Origin of the sequence: Allobosea sp. Root381 (assembly GCF_001429395.1) — a bacterium.
GTDB lineage: Bacteria > Pseudomonadota > Alphaproteobacteria > Rhizobiales > Beijerinckiaceae > Allobosea.
In genome coordinates this window covers 229,878-245,739 of the sequence record NZ_LMJT01000001.1, presented here as the reverse complement: position 1 = coordinate 245,739, position 15,862 = coordinate 229,878, and the positions used below count along the sequence as shown (strand labels likewise).

Annotated in this window: 12 protein-coding genes; 7 read left to right on the top strand and 5 right to left on the bottom strand. The window is 68.6% G+C overall.

Features of this window, described 5'->3' with window-relative positions; translation table 11 throughout:
• The first annotated feature begins 64 nt into the window (after window positions 1–64).
• Genes ASE63_RS01175 through ASE63_RS01165 form a run of 3 tightly spaced genes read left to right on the top strand, consistent with a single transcriptional unit; the run spans window position 65 to window position 2,542 of the window.
• The gene (locus ASE63_RS01175; protein ID WP_348271340.1) at window positions 65–787 is read left to right on the top strand and encodes an ATP-binding cassette domain-containing protein; all 723 of its coding nucleotides are present in this window, start codon (window positions 65–67) and stop codon (window positions 785–787) included.
• A gap of 3 nt (window positions 788–790) precedes the next feature.
• On the top strand, window positions 791–1,933 hold the full coding sequence (locus ASE63_RS01170; protein ID WP_056795247.1) for an MlaD family protein: 1,143 nt from the start codon (window positions 791–793) through the stop codon (window positions 1,931–1,933).
• A gap of 3 nt (window positions 1,934–1,936) precedes the next feature.
• The gene (locus ASE63_RS01165) at window positions 1,937–2,542 is read left to right on the top strand and encodes an ABC-type transport auxiliary lipoprotein family protein (RefSeq protein WP_056795244.1); all 606 of its coding nucleotides are present in this window, start codon (window positions 1,937–1,939) and stop codon (window positions 2,540–2,542) included.
• 338 nt (window positions 2,543–2,880) lie between these two features.
• On the opposite strand, the gene ASE63_RS01160 is transcribed toward ASE63_RS01165, so the two are convergent.
• The gene (locus ASE63_RS01160; protein ID WP_056795240.1) at window positions 2,881–9,123 is read right to left on the bottom strand and encodes a hypothetical protein; all 6,243 of its coding nucleotides are present in this window, start codon (window positions 9,121–9,123) and stop codon (window positions 2,881–2,883) included.
• A gap of 264 nt (window positions 9,124–9,387) precedes the next feature.
• Between ASE63_RS01160 and ASE63_RS01155 the strand changes: the two genes are divergently transcribed.
• The gene (locus tag ASE63_RS01155) at window positions 9,388–9,726 is read left to right on the top strand and encodes an Hpt domain-containing protein (protein WP_056795235.1); all 339 of its coding nucleotides are present in this window, start codon (window positions 9,388–9,390) and stop codon (window positions 9,724–9,726) included.
• A 131-nt stretch (window positions 9,727–9,857) separates the two neighbouring features.
• Window positions 9,858–10,178: a 2Fe-2S iron-sulfur cluster-binding protein gene (locus ASE63_RS01150; protein ID WP_056796516.1), complete on the top strand. Its 321-nt coding sequence runs from the start codon at window positions 9,858–9,860 to the stop codon at window positions 10,176–10,178.
• An 11-nt stretch (window positions 10,179–10,189) separates the two neighbouring features.
• Here the strand turns inward: ASE63_RS01150 and ASE63_RS01145 are convergent, their stop codons facing one another.
• On the bottom strand, window positions 10,190–11,428 hold the full coding sequence (locus ASE63_RS01145; protein WP_056795230.1) for an MFS transporter: 1,239 nt from the start codon (window positions 11,426–11,428) through the stop codon (window positions 10,190–10,192).
• Window positions 11,429–11,659: 231 nt separating this feature from the next.
• On the opposite strand from ASE63_RS01145, the gene ASE63_RS01140 reads away from it, so the two are divergent.
• On the top strand, window positions 11,660–12,082 hold the full coding sequence (locus tag ASE63_RS01140; RefSeq protein WP_056795227.1) for a universal stress protein: 423 nt from the start codon (window positions 11,660–11,662) through the stop codon (window positions 12,080–12,082).
• 6 nt (window positions 12,083–12,088) lie between these two features.
• On the opposite strand, the gene ASE63_RS01135 is transcribed toward ASE63_RS01140, so the two are convergent.
• From ASE63_RS01135 to ASE63_RS01125, 3 genes are all read right to left on the bottom strand, one after another.
• Window positions 12,089–12,694: a hypothetical protein gene (locus ASE63_RS01135; RefSeq protein ID WP_056795224.1), complete on the bottom strand. Its 606-nt coding sequence runs from the start codon at window positions 12,692–12,694 to the stop codon at window positions 12,089–12,091.
• 32 nt (window positions 12,695–12,726) lie between these two features.
• Window positions 12,727–13,902 (bottom strand): VWA domain-containing protein, encoded by a 1,176-nt coding sequence (locus ASE63_RS01130; RefSeq protein ID WP_056795221.1) that lies wholly within the window; start codon window positions 13,900–13,902, stop codon window positions 12,727–12,729.
• Window positions 13,903–13,981: 79 nt separating this feature from the next.
• Window positions 13,982–14,254, bottom strand: a complete 273-nt coding sequence (locus ASE63_RS01125) for an HU family DNA-binding protein (RefSeq protein ID WP_056795218.1) — start codon at window positions 14,252–14,254, stop codon at window positions 13,982–13,984.
• A 289-nt stretch (window positions 14,255–14,543) separates the two neighbouring features.
• Here ASE63_RS01125 and ASE63_RS01120 point away from each other — a divergent pair, with 289 nt between their 5' ends.
• Window positions 14,544–15,788, top strand: a complete 1,245-nt coding sequence (locus ASE63_RS01120; RefSeq protein ID WP_056795216.1) for a flavin-dependent oxidoreductase — start codon at window positions 14,544–14,546, stop codon at window positions 15,786–15,788.
• The last annotated feature ends 74 nt before the right edge of the window (window positions 15,789–15,862 follow it).

Here is a 15,862-nt window from a genome sequence, read left to right as displayed (position 1 = left end):
GCCCGAGCCGGAGGCGGTGATTCGCGTGCGCGATCTCAGGGTCGCGTTCGGGGACAAGGTGATCATGGACGGGCTGAATCTCGACGTCCTGCGCGGCGAGATCCTCGGTTTCGTCGGCGGCTCGGGGCAGGGCAAGTCCGTGCTGACGCGCACCATCCTCGGCCTCGTGCAGAAGTCGCGCGGCACGATCGAGGTGTTCGGCGAGAACGTCGACGAGCTGAGCCCGCCCCAGCGCCGCACGCTCGAGCGGCGTTTCGGCGTGATGTTCCAGCAGGGCGCGCTGTTCTCGGCCCTGACCGTGAAGCAGAACATCCAGGTGCCGATGCGCGAGTATCTGCAGCTGTCGCCCGCCCTGCTCGACGAGATGGCGCTGGTGAAGCTCGACCTCGTCGGCCTGAAGCCCGATGCGGCCGACAAGCTGCCCTCCGAGCTCTCTGGCGGCATGATCAAGCGCGCGGCGCTTGCGCGTGCGCTGGCGCTCGATCCGGAGATCGTCTTCCTCGACGAGCCGACCTCGGGGCTCGACCCGATCGGCGCGGCCGAGTTCGACGATCTCATCATGACGCTCAAGCAGACTTTGGGGCTGACCGTGTTCATGGTAACCCACGATCTCGACAGCCTTTATTCCGCCTGCGACCGAATCGGCGCGCTGGCGGATAAGCGCGTCATCGCGGTCGGGCCGCTCGCCACCATGCTGGCCTCCGACCATCCTTGGCTGAAAGCCTATTTCGGCGGAAAGCGGGCGCAGGCCCGGTTGCCGGCGAGCGAACGGGAAAAGACAGTCTAGCCCATGGAATCGCGGGCAAATTACGCGCTGGTCGGACTGTTCACGCTCGCCGTCCTGGCTGCGCTGTTCGGCTTCGTCTACTGGTTCAACAGCGGCGGAACCGGGCGCAAGACCGATGTGCGCGTGATCTTCAGCGGCACCGTCACCGGCCTCGGCCGCGGCTCGAGCGTGCTCTTCAACGGCCTGCGCGTGGGCGAGGTCACCCGAATCGAATTGCAGCCGGACGATCCGCGCCGCATCTTCGCGGTCATCCAGGTCGACGGGACGACGCCGCTGCGTGTCGACACCCGCGCTCGCATCGAGGCGCAGGGACTGGCCGGCGTGGTTGCGGTCCAGCTTCTCGGCGGCGACCCTGGCTCGCCGGTCCTGACCGCGCAGCCCGGCCAGGACATGCCGACGATCGTTGCCGAGCGCTCCGAGTTCCAGGACATCATCGAATCCGTGCGGACCATCGCCAAGCGGGCCGACGACGTGCTCGGCGGCATCGAGGGGCTGGTCAAGGACAATGCCGGCTCGATCAGCAACACGGTGCGCAACGTCGAGAAGTTCTCGACCGCGCTCGGCAACAATTCCGAGGGCATCGACAAGCTGATGCAGAGTTTCGGCACGATCGCCGACACCATCGCACCCCTGGCGACGAAACTGGGCGTGCTCAGCGAGGAGCTGACCGAGATCGTCCGCTCGGTGGACGACAAGAAGGTCACGGCCATTGTCGACAACGTCGACAAGTTCACCGCGGCGCTGGGCGCGTCCAGCGGCGATGTCGGCAAGGCGGTCAGCGACGTCGCCTCGATCACCGACAAGCTGAACAAGGCGGCCGATCAGGTCGAGGGCGTGCTGAAGAGCGCGCAGGCCTTCCTCAACACGGCCGCCGGTCAGGACGGCCGCAGCGCCTTCACCGAGGTCAGCGACGCCGCGAAGTCGATCCGCGTGCTCGCCGACAATCTCGACAAGCGCACGGCGGAGATCACCGCCGGCATCAGCCGCTTCACCGGCCCGGGCCTGCGCGACATCGAGACGTTGGCGACCGACGGCCGGCGCACGCTGGGGGATCTGAACCGCACCCTGCGGAGTTTGGAACGCAACCCGCAGCAGTTCATCTTCGGCGGCAAGCCTCCGCTGCCTCAATACGGTGGATCCCGCTAGACGATGACGATCAAGGCCCCGCCTGCGCCCAATCCCTTCCTCCGGAAAGCCGCTCTTGCCGCGCTCGTGCTCGGGGCCGGCGTGCTGCTGGCTGGCTGCGGCGGCGGCAGCGCGCCTACCACCTTCGACCTGACTGCCCCGCGCGACTTCGGCCGCATCGGCGGCTCGCGCGCGATCCTGATGGTTCAGGAGCCGACGACGGTACAGGCCCTGGATTCCGACAGCGTCATCGTCCGGGATTCGAGCGGCGCGCTCTCGTTCCTCGGCGGCGCGCAATGGGCCGATCGCGTGCCCAAGCTGGTGCAGGTCCGCCTGATCCAGACCTTCGAGAACGGCAGCAGGCTCGGCGCCGTGGCGCGACCGGGCGACCGCGTGACGCCGGAGCTGCAGTTGCTGACCGATATCCGCAGCTTCAACATCGACACCGCAAGCGGCATGGCGGTCGTCGAGATCACCGCCAAGCTGGTCGGGGACCGCACCGGTGACATCCGCCGGGCGAAGCTCTTCGCCGCTCGCGTGCCCGCCGCTGCCGGAGGTGCCGAAGCAACGCGCGCGCTCGACCAGGCCTTGTCGAAGGTGCTGATCGACATCGTTCGCTGGGCGCGCTGAGAGGCGAGGGCGGTTCAACTCTCCACCGTCGCGATTTTCGCAATGACGGTCGCGATTCCACCGAAGCATCATGCTCGCTGGGAATGTGTTCTGACGAAAACGCGGGTCATTCCGGGGCTTCGCGAAGCGAAGAGCCCGGAACCCGGAACCGATGCCCGTTCCGTGCAGTCAGCGGGTTCTCTGCATCGTGGCGATGAAATACATCGGTCCTGGGTCCGGGCTCATGCCTGGGGCCCGCCCAGGAATGCCCCGAGACGCGGTGCGAAATCTGCGGACCCCGGAAAAAAAGGCCGCCCCGAGGGGCGGCCTTTTCGTTACTGCCCGGCGTAGCGAAGCGCTTACTCGAAGCGCCCGCTCGCATGGGAGAGCATGGTGTAGACCTTGCCGGTCTCCGAGGTCAGGTAGGTCTTGGCGACCATCGAGTCGCGGTCGTCCTTGGCCGCTTCGGCCAGCAGGCGCTCGAACTCGTCGATATAACGGTCGACCGTCTCCTTGAACTCGGCGTCGCGGCGGTACTTCCGCCGGATCTCGTCGAAGGTCTGCTGGCCCTGCAGCGTATAGAGCCGGCGCGTGAAGACGTTGCGCTCGCCGCGCTTGTAGCGGTCCCACAGTTCGACGGCCGCGTCATGGTCGATCATCCGAGCGATGTCGACCGAGAGCGAATCGAGCCGCTCGATCGAATGCGCCGTCGGCTTCGATGCTTCCGGAAGCTTCTCCTCGCGCGAGGCGCGGTTCAGGAGATCCGAAAGCCAGCCCGTCTTGGCAGGCTGCTGCGGCTCCGGCGCCTGCTGGCGGCGGGGCGCCTCCTGCACGGGCGCGGCCGCGGCGGGAGCCGGGCGCGGTGCCGGGGCAGGGCGCGCCTCGGCGCGGGTTGCAGCCGAGGTCGCGGGCTCCGGCGTCGCGTCGATCGAGGGCCGCAGCAGCGGCTCTGCCGCCTGGGCCCGGGTCTGCACGACCGGCGCCTGGACTGGGGCGGGCTGGGGCAGGGCGGCCGGAGCCGAGCGCCTGGCCTGCCCGGTATCGACCGGCAGGGCGACGTCGCTGCGGCGGCCCGAGCGGGTGACGATCTCGGTCAGCTCGTTCAGCGCCTTGATCTGCTCCGCTACGACGCGGCGCATGGCCGAGGTCGATTCCTGCGTTTCGCGCGGCAGGTCGAGCACGCCGCGAGTCAGTTCAGCCCGCGTCTGCTCCAGCTCGCGCTGGATCTCGGCGGCGACGCCGCGCATGTCCTGTGCCGCGCCCTGGAAGCGCTCGGTGACCTTGGCCAGTTCGCTGCCGACCTCGCTGGAGACCTGCTCATAGGCCTGGCGCAGGGCCTGGGCCGTACGATCGCGCTCCTTATTGGTCGTCGTGCGGATCGTCTCGAACTGCTGCGTGATCGCGCCGGTCGCGGCTTCGGTGGTCTCGCTCAGCACGCCGCTGATCTGGCGGGCCCGCGCTTCGGCCGTGCTCAGCGACTCGTCCATCAGCGCCGCGAAGGAGCGGGTGATCGATTCGACGTCGTCGGTCCGGTGCGCGATCAGGCCATGCAGTTCCTCGAGCGAGTCCTTGCGCTCGGCGAGGGCCTTGCCGACCCGCGCCTCGACCTGCTCCAGGCGGGTCGCGACGGCGTGCAGGGCCGCGGTGCTGGTCTGGGTCACATCGCTGAGCGAAGCGCCCTTGTCGTCCAGCTGGGCGACGAGCGTGGTGGTCTCGCGCAGCGTGCCCTCGGAGAAGGCCTTCAGCTCCGCGACCTGCACCGCGATCTGCTCCGAGGCCTTGCCGGTCTCGTCCATCACGGTTGCGACCACACTCTGCAGGTCGCCGACCCGGGCCGAGAGCCCGCCCTCGACGGCGGCGAGGTTCTTGTTCGCACCGTTGACGATCTGCTGCATGAGCTTGTTGGCCTCGCCCAGGCGGCCGAGCATGCCGCTGAGCTCGTCGCGGAGCTGCTCATTGGTGCTGACCAGCGCCTCGACCGACTGCCGCGACCCGCTCTCCAGCGTCTCGCGCAGGCTGTTCGAGGACGCGTCGAGCGCCGTGGTGATCTCGACGCCGCGGGCGCGCAGCCCGTCGATCATCGAGACGCCGCGGCTTTCGATCGCCTTGATGACCGAGTTGCCGACCGTGGCGACCTCGCCGGCGAGCGCCTCGCCATGCTGGCCGAGCGCCGCGACCATGCCGTTGCCCTTGTCCTCGAAGAGCATGCGCAGCGCTTCCGTCCGGTCGCCAAGCGTGGCGGCGAGCGCATCGCCTCGGGCCCCCAGCGCCGCAACCATGCCGTTGCCCTGGTCCTCGAAGAGCATGCGCAGCGCGTCCGTCTGGTCGCCCAGCGCGGCGGCGATCGCATCACCGCGGGCCCCGAGGGCCGCGACCATGCCGTTGCCCTTGTCCTCGAAGAGCAGGTGCAGCGCGTCCGTCCGGGCCGCGAGCGCGGCGGCGATCGCGTCGCCGCGTGCGCCGAGCGCCGCAACCATGCCGACGCCCTTGTCGTCGAACAGGATGCGCAGTTCCTCGGCGCGCTCGCCGAGCGATGCCGCGATCGCATCCGACTTGCCCTGCAGCGTGTCGGCGATCTCCTGGCCTCGCGTGTCGAGCGTGCCGGAGACGGTGTCGAGTCGGTTGACGACCCGCTCCTCGAAGCGCGCGACGCTGCGGTCGAGCGTGTCGGCGATCTGGAGCGCGCGGCCGCCCAGCGTGGCGTTGATGGTGTCCGCCTTGTCGCTGAGGGTGCGGGTAAGCGACTCGCTCTTCGAGGTCACGACCTCGCCGATCTCGTCGGCCTTGGCCGCCAGCGCGCGAGTGACCTCTCGGCCGCCCTCCGCCAGGACGCGGGCGATGTCGACCGTGCGCTCGACCAGGGCCTCGTTCAGGGCCGTGGCGCGCGAGCCGAGATTGCCGTCGATCCGCGCGATCAGCCCATCGAGCGACGTTGCGATCTCGGCGCTCTTGGCGCCCGAGCGCTCCTCGAACAGCTTGATCTGGCTTTCCATCGCGTCGGTGGCTTCGCGCGTGCGCTCGGCCAGGATGGCGGCCGCGTCCGTTGCGCGGTTCCCGACCCGATCGGCCAGCGCCATGCCGTCCTCGCCGATCAGCTTGTCGACGCTGGAGATGGCGTTCGTCACCGCGACGGTGAGCGCCTGGGCGTCCTCGGAGAGCTTGCCTGCGAGGTCGCCGCCCTTGTGGACGATGACGTCCTCGAAGGACGCCAGGCGCGAGCCGAGCACGTTCTCGACATGCTGGCCCTGATTGTCGAACAGCTGCGCAAAGGCGCTGAGGCGGTCGCCCAGAGAGATCTCGATCGAGCGGCCCTGGTTGTCGAACAGCTGCGCGAAGGCGTTGAGACGGTCGCCGAGCGCGACCTCGATCGAGCGGCCCTGCTCGTCGAAGAGCCGGTTCAGCGCGTCGTGGCGGATGGAGAGCGCCTCCGTCAGCGCCTGGGCGCGGCCCTCGACCGAGCGGAGCATCGACTCGGCGTTCGCCGACAGCGCCTCGTTCACGCGGCCGCCCTGCTGGGTCAGCGCCAGGACGATTTCCTTGCCGGTGCCGGCCAGGAGGGTGCGTGCTTCCTCGGCGTGGACGGTGAAGGTCGCGCGCAGGCCCTGCGTCGCTTCCGTGACCCGGTCGGCGATGTCGCGGCCGTCGACATTGATGGTCTCGGTCAGGGCGCGGGTGGCGTCGCCCATGCGGCGGGCCAGATCCTCGCTCTGCTCGCCGAGCAGCGTATGGACCTCGCGGCCGGCGCTGACGAGATCGCGCAGCATGGCCTCGCGCTGGTCGCCGAGCAGCGTGCCGACCTGCTCGCCGGTCTCGCTCAGGCGCAGCAGGAAGCCGCTCTGCTGCTGCTCCAGCGCGGCCTGCGCGGTTTCTGTGGCATCCTTGAAGCGGGCCGTAAGGGCGGCGCCGCGCTCGTCGAGCCGCTGGTCCAGCCCTTCGCCGGTCTCGGCCAGCCGGCTGATCAACGCGTTGCTGCGTTCCGCCAGCACGCTGTGGACCGAACGGCCGACATCGGCGACGCGGCTGGCGAGCGCCTGGCTCTCGCTGCCGAGCAGATCCTTAACCTCGAAGCCGACCTGCGACAGCTTCACGGTCATGGCTGCGGACTGCTCGTCGAGCAGCCCCACGACCCGGGCACCGGTCTCGGACAGGCTCGCCGTGAGAGCTTCGCTCTGGCTGCCGATCAGGACCTGGACCTGATCGCCGGCCTCGCCGAGCCTGCGGACGAACAGCTCGCTCTGGTCGCCGAGCACCTTGGCGACGTCGGCGCCCGCGCCGGAGACGCGCGAGACGAGGGCCTCGCTCTGCCCCGACAGCAGCCGGACCATGTCGGCGCCGGTCCCGGAGACGCGCGTGACGAGCATCTCGCTCTGGTCGTCGAGGAGCTTGACGACGCTGGTCGCAGTGCCGGAGACGCGTGCGACGAGGGTTTCGCTCTGGCCTTCCAGCAGTCTGGCGGCCTCGGCAGCAGACCCGGAAACGCGCGAGACCAGGGTCTCGGTCTGATCTTCCAGCAGCCTCGCGACGTCGGCAGCGGAGCCGGAAACGCGCGCGACCAGGGTTTCGCTCTGGCCTTCCAGCAGCTTGGCCGCCTCGGCCGCCGTGCCGGTGACGCGCAGAACGAGCGTGTCGCTTTGGCCTTCCAGAAGCTTGACGACTTCCGACCCGGTTCCGGAAACGCGCGAGACCAGCGTCTCGCTCTGGTCGGCGAGCAGCCTTGCGACCTCGGAGCCCGTGCCGGATACGCGCGAAACCAGGCTGTCGGCCTGCTGGCCGAGCATCGACTGGACGGTCTCGCCCGTTTCCGCCAGGCGCGTCACCAGGCTGTCGCCGCGCTCGCCGAGCACGGATTCAAGGTTTTCGGTGACGCCGGCGACCTTCGTCGCCAGTGCGTCGCCGTGACGGCCGACGGTCTCGCCGAGCGACTGGCCGGCCTCGCCGACACGCAGGATGATGGCGTCGCTGCGCTCGCGCAGCACGTCGTCGACGGTGCGCGCGGTATCGTTGAGGCGCGAGACCAGCGTCTCGCCCTGGGTGCCGATCAGCGTGTTGACGCTCTCGCCGACCTCGCGCAGGCGGGTGGCGATCGCTTCGTTCTGGCGCGTGAGCAGGCCGTTGACGCCGCGGCCGACTTCGGCGAGGCGGGTCGTGACGCTCTCGCCTTCCTCGGCGAGCGAGCTGCGCAGGTTCTCGCCGGTCTCGGCCAGGCGCACGCCAAGAGCTTCGCTCTGGTTCTCGATCAGCGCCACCATGTTGCGGCTGCTGGCCTCGAAGCGCTCGGCGGCCTCGGTGCCGCGCGCGGAGATGTCCTGGGCCAGCGAATCGCCGGTCAGGCGCAGGGTCTCGTTGACGCCCTCGACGCGCGATTCCAGCGTGCTGACCACATGCGCGCCGGTCTCGGTGATGGCGCGCGAGACGTCGCGGGCGCCGCTGGCGAAGCCCTCCGTCAGCACCGCGCCGGTGCGCTCGAGCGAGGCGGTGATCTCGCGAGCGCGGCCGTCGAGCAGGGTGGAGAGGTTGTCGCTCGCGCCGGAAAGCCGCTCGCTGACCTCGCCGGAGGTGACCTGGAGCCGCTCGACCAGCTCGCCGCCGCGGCCGCTGATCTCGTCGATCATGCGCTCGCCGGCGCGTCCGAGGGCCTGGGTGATCTGGTCGCCCTTCTCGCCGAGCGAGCCGGTGACGCGGTCGCCAGCCTGGGCGACGGCCTCCGCGATGGCGCGGCTGGCGTGGTCGAGGTCCTTGGACAGGCCTTCATGGGCGCCGCTGATGGCGAATTTCACGCGCTCGGCATTGCCGACCACGGCCTCGCGCTGGGTCACGAGCTCGTCGATCAGCGAGCGCAGCCGGATCTCGTTGTCGGCATAGGCGCGCTCGAGCGTCGCGATCTCGCCGCGCACGATCGTTTCCAGCTCGCCGGCACGCGCCACGGCGCGCTCGATGCCGTCGCCCATGGCGGCGACCTCGCGGCGGATGGTCTGGCTCAGCGACAGCACGGAATCGGCGCCGACCACCTCGGGCTCGGCCAGCCGAAGGGCGACCTCGGTCATGGCGCGCGAGACGAGGCGCATCTCCTGCGTCCGGCGATAGAGCGCGGCCAGTACGAAGAAGAAGACGACGGGCGCGCCGATGGCGAGCGCCAGCAGCGTCCATTCGCCGACGCCGAAGGCGGCGAAGCGCTCGGGCAGGCCAGCATCGAGCGAGCCGAAGCGGTTGAGCAGCACGAAGGCAGCGCCGCCGAGCCAGGTGAGCGAGGCGAGCGCTGCGAACCAGTAGGGCTTGGCGGAGGGGCGGACGGAGAAGGCCTGGACGAGCGAGGTGGAATCGCGCCGGTCGTCATTGGCGACGCGGCTCGTGTCGGGGGCGATGGCGGGGCGGGGCGGCGGCGCGGCGGCAGGCTGAGCGGCGGCAATGGCTGCGGGCTGGGCCGCGGCCGGCTCGATGCGCGGCAGGTCGAGCTTCAGGTCGTGCTCGGCCGCGGCGGGCAGCTTTGGCTCCGGCTGCTGGTCAGCGTCGCCGTCGGACTTCGGCTGATCGAGCCGGAGAGCCTCCTCGATCGCCGACATGGCGGCTTCGGTCGGATCCTGGAGCTTCTTTTGCCGATTCATAATGTGCCGCCTCGCCACGCTACAAGGATGGGAACTGATCGTGATCGCCGCGCCCGCACGGACCGCCTCTGGTCCTGGCGAGGCAGAAACACTGCTCCCATCGTTTACCGAATGAAAGGGTAGTGGAGGCTCTAAGGCTTGGAAACCCGGTTAGGGCGCAGATTCACAAACGTCGTTAACGCCTCGTTCACCATAACGGCGCTTCCTGGACGCTTGCCCTGCCGCCGCCAGCGCGACTGGCCATACGTTATTTTCGAGCAGCCGATGCCGCAAACGCCCATCGATTTCGACCATCTCTCGCGCCAGACCGGCGGCGACCATGCCCTTGAGCGCGAGCTTCTCACCCTCTTCGCCGAGCAATGCATCCGGCATCTGCGCACCATCCATGTCGCCGAGGACGTCAAGGCACGCATGGATGCCGCCCACACGCTGAAGGGGGCGGCGCAGGCCGTCGGCGCCTGGGTGGTCGCAGAGGCGGCGGATGCGATCGAGCGACGGCTCGCCGCTGCCGACCAGCCCGGTGCGGAGGCCGCGATGGATACGCTCGCACTGGCGGCGGCCGAGGCGCGCGCCGTCATCGCCCGCCACGATTGTGCGGCCTGATCGCGCGCAGGCGCTGCCCGGCTTTGCGGCAGGCGCGGCGCAAAGCTCTTTCCACCCCGGTTGGAAATGATCTAAGGCGAGGCGCGATCGCTTTGCCCTGCTGCGCAAGCGTTGTCCTCCTGGAGTATATGATGCCGAAGATCACCTTCATCGACGCTCGGGAAGAGAGCCGGACCGTCGAAGGCGAAACCGGGTCCACGGTGATGGAAGTCGCGATCCGCAACGGCGTGCCGGGCATCGAGGCCGAATGCGGCGGCGCCTGCGCCTGCGCAACCTGCCATGTCTATGTCGACGAGGCCTGGGCCGAGAAGACCGGCGCGCCTGAGCCGATGGAGGAGGACATGCTCGACTTCGCCTTCGAAGTCCGCCCGACCTCGCGGCTTTCCTGCCAGATCAAGCTGCGCGACGACCTCGACGGCCTCGTCGTGAGGACGCCGGCCCGGCAGGGCTGAACATCCGGCCCTTATTCCGCCGCGGCCGGCACTGCCGGCTTCAGCACCGTCTCGCCGCCCGGTACCGGGTGGCGCGGCACGAGGAAGGCCAGCGCGAGCGAAACCGTCGCCACGCCAGAGCCGATATAGAAGACGATCGCCGGGTCACGCAGCCAGATCAGGCCGAAGGTCACCGGCAGGAACACGGCGGCGATGTGGTTGATCGTGAAGGCCACCGCCGAGGTCGGCGCGATGTCGGCCGGATCGGCGATCTTCTGGAAATAGGTGCGCTGCGCCAGCGTCAGCGTGAAGAAGACGCCGTCGACGATGAACAGCGCGCCGGCGACATAGACGCCCCAGCCGGCGAAATGTCCGTGGCTCGCCAGCGCGTAGCCGACGAAGACCAGAATCAGCGAGACGTTCTCGATCTGGATCGTCGCGCGCTCGCCGATCTTGCCGACGAGATGACCCAGCATCGGCCCCATGAAGGTGTTGATGCCATAGGTCGCGAGCAGCAGCATGGCGGTGGCCGAGACGTCGTAGCCGAAGCGCTCGACCAGGAGGAAGCCGCCGAAGGCCATGAAGATTTGCCGGCGCGCGCCCGACATGAAGGTCAGCGCGTAATACAGCCAGTAGCGCTTGCGCAGGACGAAGCCCTTGTTCTGCGGAACCGCGCCCTGGAAGCGCGGGAATGCCAGCCAGGCCAGCACCGACAGCGCGACCACGAGGCAGCCGGATGCCAGAAAGACGATCTCATAGCCCGGCTGGAAGACGCGCCAGATCACGGCGATGGCGCCGAAGGCGAGCAGCTGCGCCGTGGCTGAGGCGCCGGCAATCCTGCCGAGCAGCCGCGGCGCCTCCGCCTTCGGCAGGAGCTGGAGCTGCAGCGATTGCTGGGCCGTCTCGTAATAGTGGAAGCCGAGCGACATGATCGTCGTCGTCAGCAGGAGGCCGCCGAGCGTCGGGTAGAAGCCGGTGATGGCGACGCCGATGCCGAGCGTCACCAGGCTGAGATAGGCCAGCACCTGCTCGCGCATGAACCAGAACAGGATGATGGCGGTGAAGGCCAGGAAGCCCGGAATCTCCCGCACCGACTGCAGCAGGCCGATATCGGCGCCGGTGAAGCCGCCCGCCTCCTTGGCGAAGTTGTTCAGCAGCGCGCTCCAGCTGGCATAGCCGAGCCAGTTGATGAAGGCGAGCGCCATCAGGAAGGTGGCGGGCGATCGCAGCAGCGCAGCGGAACCGCGCGGGGCGGGGGCGATGTCGCTCATCGGAGCACCCTGCAGGAAGCGCGGCCCGGCAGGCCGCGGCGTCGCACGGCAATCGGCGTGCGACGCTCTTCTTAGTGCAGCGGCACGGGGCTGGATAGCTGCGTTCGGCGGTGGCGACCACGCGCTGACCCGCGGGTGGCCATGCTCGCGGGAGAGGCCGTTTGCGCTGGATCATTGCGCCGGCGCGGGGAGCCCCTAAGCTGCCAGACGCAACGCAGCGAGGAGTTCATGATGTACAAGTCGATTCTCGTGCCCGTCGATATCGCCGAGTCGGAGATGGCGGTCGCCGCGATCTCGGCGGCGGTATCCTTCGCCAAGACCTCGGGCGGTACGGTGAGGCTGGCCTATGTCCGCTCGCTCGTGCCGATCACCTATATGGAATTCGTGCCGGCCGATTTCGACGCCGAGCAGCAGCAGGATGCCGAGGCCAAGCTCGCCGCCATCGCGGCCAAGATCGACCTGCCCTCGGAGCAGGTTTCGGCGAAGGTCCTGATCGGCTCCGTGCATGGAGAGGTGCTGGCCGAGGCCGATGCCAGCGGCGCCGACCTGATCGTCATCGGCTCGCACGAGCCCGGCATGCTCGCCTATGTCATCGGCTCGAACGCCTCGGCGATCGTCCGCCGCGCCAAATGCTCGGTGCTCGTCGTGCGCTGAGCGTGGTCAGGCGGTGAGGCGCCCCGGCACCAGAGCGTCCGGGACCTCGCCGCTCGCCAGTTCGCGCGGCCGGTTGAGCACCACCATCGGCTTGACCTGCCACAGCGAAAAGGCGCCCAGCAGAAGGCCCAGCAGGGCGCTGGAATGCGCGCCCTGCAGCAGTGCGCGCAGGATGAAATAGGCCAGCATCAGCAGCGCCAGGCCGCTGACCGTAACCAGTGCGAACCAGATGCTCTTCGGCTTGCCGGCGATGAAGCGCGCGCGCGGATTGGCCCTCGCGATCGCCGCGGCGAGCGCCGAGACGAAGGCGTGGTAGCCGCGATCGTTCCTTTCCATGTCGGTCAACGAGCGCCAGGACAGGTTGCCGAAGGAGAAACTCCTGCCGTCGCTGAGCCGCAGCTGCGTCCTGAAGCCCTTCGAGCTGACATTGCTCGGCGCGTGGATGAAGCGGATCTGCTCGACGGCCTCGAGTCGGATGCGCTCGACCTTGCGCGTCGAGTCGATCACGAGGGTGTCGCCCTCGAGCCTGTAGCTCAGCTCGAAACCGACCGGCCGCGGGCGCTGGCGCCAGGACGGGGCAGGGACGTCGTCGTTGGAGAGTGAGTGCTGCATGGAGCGAGCCATAGCCGCTCGCGCTGCGCTTGTCAGCGCACCAGCGCCTTCATCGCGCCGTCGAGCCCGTCGAGTGTCAGCGGGAACATCCGGCCGCCCATCAGCCCGCCTATCTGGCGGATCGACTGAGTGTAGCTCCACAGATGCTGCTGCACGGGGTTGAGCCAGACGGATTTCGGGAATTTCGCGGTCAGCCGCTCCATCCAGACGGCGCCGGCCTCCTCGTTCCAGTGCTCGACCGAGCCACCCGGCATCGCGATCTCGTAGGGGCTCATCGAGGCGTCGCCGACGAAGACGACGCGATAATCGGGCGGGTAGGTGCGCAGCACGTCCCAGGTTGGGATCGCCTGGTCGTGGCGGCGCCGGTTCTCGCGCCAGACCCGCTCATAGGGGCAGTTGTGGAAGTAGAAATGCTCGAAATGCTTGAACTCGGCCCGCGCCGCCGAGAACAGCTCCTCCGCCAGCTCGACATGCCAGTCCATCGAGCCGCCGACATCGAGGAAGAGCAGCACCTTGACCGCATTGTGCCGCTCGGGCCGCAGCTGGACGTCGAGATAGCCGTGCTTGGCCGTCTCGCTGATCGTGCCGTCGAGATCGAGCTCTTCCGCGATGCCCGTACGGGCGAAACGGCGCAGGCGGCGCAGGGCGACGCGCAGGTTGCGCACGCCGAGCTCGCGGCTGTCGTCGAAATCCTTGAACTCGCGCTTGTCCCAGACCTTCACCGCCCGGAAATTACGGTTTCCGTCCTGCCCGATGCGGACGCCCTCGGGATTGTAGCCATAGGCGCCGTAAGGCGAGGTGCCGGCGGTTCCGATCCATTTGGAGCCACCCTGGCGGCGCCCCTTCTGCTCGTCGAGACGCTGCTTCAGGGTTTCGAACAGCTTGTCCCAGCCCAGCGCCTCGATCTGGGCTTTTTCCGCGTCGGTGAGGAACTTCTCGGCGAGCTTGCGCAGCCACTCTTCGGGAATGGCGGCTTCCTCGATGGCCTGGCCGAGCGTCTCCATGCCCTTGAAGACCTGGGCGAAGACCTGGTCGAAGCGATCGAGATGGCGCTCGTCCTTCACCAGGCAGGTGCGGGCGAGATAGTAGAATTCATCGACCCGGTGCTCGGCCAGGTCGGCATCCACGCCTTCGAGCAGCGCCAGATATTCCCGCAGCGTGACGGGCACCTTGGCGGCGCGGAGATCGGTGAACAGGCGCAGGAACATGCGCCTACTTTGGGGGCAATGCAGTTCCGGTCAAGCAGCACCCTCGCATTCGAGGGGCTGCTCGCTCCGGATCGTCGGCTTACGCCACAGCGTCGGCGAGATCCTTGGTCACCTTGAATTTGACCACGGTCTTGGCCGGAACCTTGATGGTGGCGCCGGTCGAGGGGTTGCGGGCCTCGCGGGCCTCGCGCTTGGCGGCCGAGAGCTTGCCGACACCGCCGAGCGTCACGTCGTCGCCGGACTTCAGCGTCTTGGCGACGACCGCGCCGAGCGAGGCGAGGACGGCGGAAACGTCGGTCTTCGACTTGCCGGTCTCGTCCGCGATGGCGGCGATCAGTTCGTTCTTGGTCATGGGATCCTCCTAGGGAGAGAGATGTAGTGGCGTCGTGCGCCGGGCCGGCCTTCGTTTCGGTCTTGCTTCACGAAGCGCCGATGTCGGATATCGCATGGCGCCACTGGGCCAGTTGCCACGACTATCGTCGAAAGGCGATGCCTGCGGCGGTAGATACGCACAGGAAACGGCTTCGTTCCCAGCCTAGGCGTGACAAATATGGCTGTTGAAGCGTGTTTCGGTGCTCCGATTGACAGCGAGGACCAGTATATTTCAAGCTTGAAATAATAAGGGCGATTTGGGGATCGGTATGAAGGCTGTCATCGTCGGGGGCGGAATTGGCGGGCTGACGCTCGCGCTCATGCTGCATGCTCGCGGCATCGCCGCGACGATCTACGAGCAGTCCGGGGAGATCCGGGAGGTCGGCGTCGGCATCAACACGCTCCCGCACGCGATCCGGGAACTCGCCGAGCTCGGCCTGCTGCCGGCGCTCGATGCGGTGGCGATCCGCACGCGCGAGCTCGTCTACATGAACCGCTTCGGCCAGACCGTCTGGCACGAACCGCGCGGCCTGCATGCCGGGCTTGCGGCGCCGCAGTTCTCGATCCATCGCGGGCGCCTGCAGAGCCTGATCCGCGATGCGGTGATCGAAAGGCTCGGGCCGGACGCGCTCCGCTGCGGCCGCCGGCTCCAGGGCTTCATTCAGGACGATGGCGGCGTCACCGCGCATTTCGTCGATTCCCGCCGGGGGGAGGCGGGCGAGACCGCGCGCGGCGACATCCTGATCGCGGCCGACGGCATCCATTCCGCGGTGCGCGCCCATTACTTCCCGAACCAGGGCCCGCCGAGCTGGAACGGCGTGCAGATGTGGCGCGGCGCCTGCGACTGGCCGGCCTTCCTCGACGGCGAGAGCATGATCATCGCCGGCGGCATGGCCGGCAAGCTGGTGCTCTATCCGATCGCAGCGGGGCAGGCGCCGAAGACAAAGCTGACCAACTGGGTCGTCTGTGTCCGAACGGGCGATCCTGCCAAACCGCCGCCGAAGGAAGCCTGGTCGAAGCCGGGCCGGCTCGAGGACGTGCTGCCCTTTGCGCGCCGCTTCACCGTGCCCGGCGTCGATATCCTCGCCCTGATCCAGGCCAGCCCCGGCTTCTGGGACTACCCGATGTGCGACCGCGACCCGCTGCCGCGCTGGACCCATGGCCGCGTGACGTTGCTCGGCGACGCGGCCCATCCGATGTATCCGGTCGGCTCGAACGGCGCGTCCCAGGCGATCCTCGATGCGCGCTGCCTTGCCGACCTGCTGGTGCGGGCCGAGCATCCGCGCCAGGCGCTCGCGGCCTATGAGGCGCAGCGCCTGCCAGCGACGGCGGAGATCGTCGCGCTGAACCGCCGCGGGGGGCCCGAGCGCGTCATCGACGCCGTCGAGCAGTTGGCACCCAACGGCTTCGACGATGTCGAGCGGGTGATGAGCTATGCTCGGCGCGAGGCGATCGTGCAGTCCTATGCCGGCAAGGCCGGCTTCGCCCGTGAGCAACTCGCCAGGAGGGGCTGAGCTCCACCGCCGATCCGCCATTGCGAGCCCCAGGCCTGGCCTTCGGCAATCCCAAGGGCAGGCTCCGCGAAGCA

Bases quoted from the DNA above. Each gene is read 5' to 3' on its own strand.
- ASE63_RS01175 (WP_348271340.1), top strand. From the start codon at position 65: ATGGACGGGCTGAATCTCGACGTCCTGCGCGGCGAGATCCTCGGTTTC.
- ASE63_RS01170 (WP_056795247.1), top strand. From the start codon at position 791: ATGGAATCGCGGGCAAATTACGCGCTGGTCGGACTGTTCACGCTCGCC.
- ASE63_RS01165 (WP_056795244.1), top strand. From the start codon at position 1,937: ATGACGATCAAGGCCCCGCCTGCGCCCAATCCCTTCCTCCGGAAAGCC.
- ASE63_RS01160 (WP_056795240.1), bottom strand. From the start codon at position 9,123: ATGAATCGGCAAAAGAAGCTCCAGGATCCGACCGAAGCCGCCATGTCG.
- ASE63_RS01155 (WP_056795235.1), top strand. From the start codon at position 9,388: ATGCCGCAAACGCCCATCGATTTCGACCATCTCTCGCGCCAGACCGGC.
- ASE63_RS01150 (WP_056796516.1), top strand. From the start codon at position 9,858: ATGCCGAAGATCACCTTCATCGACGCTCGGGAAGAGAGCCGGACCGTC.
- ASE63_RS01145 (WP_056795230.1), bottom strand. From the start codon at position 11,428: ATGAGCGACATCGCCCCCGCCCCGCGCGGTTCCGCTGCGCTGCTGCGA.
- ASE63_RS01140 (WP_056795227.1), top strand. From the start codon at position 11,660: ATGTACAAGTCGATTCTCGTGCCCGTCGATATCGCCGAGTCGGAGATG.
- ASE63_RS01135 (WP_056795224.1), bottom strand. From the start codon at position 12,694: ATGCAGCACTCACTCTCCAACGACGACGTCCCTGCCCCGTCCTGGCGC.
- ASE63_RS01130 (WP_056795221.1), bottom strand. From the start codon at position 13,902: ATGTTCCTGCGCCTGTTCACCGATCTCCGCGCCGCCAAGGTGCCCGTC.
- ASE63_RS01125 (WP_056795218.1), bottom strand. From the start codon at position 14,254: ATGACCAAGAACGAACTGATCGCCGCCATCGCGGACGAGACCGGCAAG.
- ASE63_RS01120 (WP_056795216.1), top strand. From the start codon at position 14,544: ATGAAGGCTGTCATCGTCGGGGGCGGAATTGGCGGGCTGACGCTCGCG.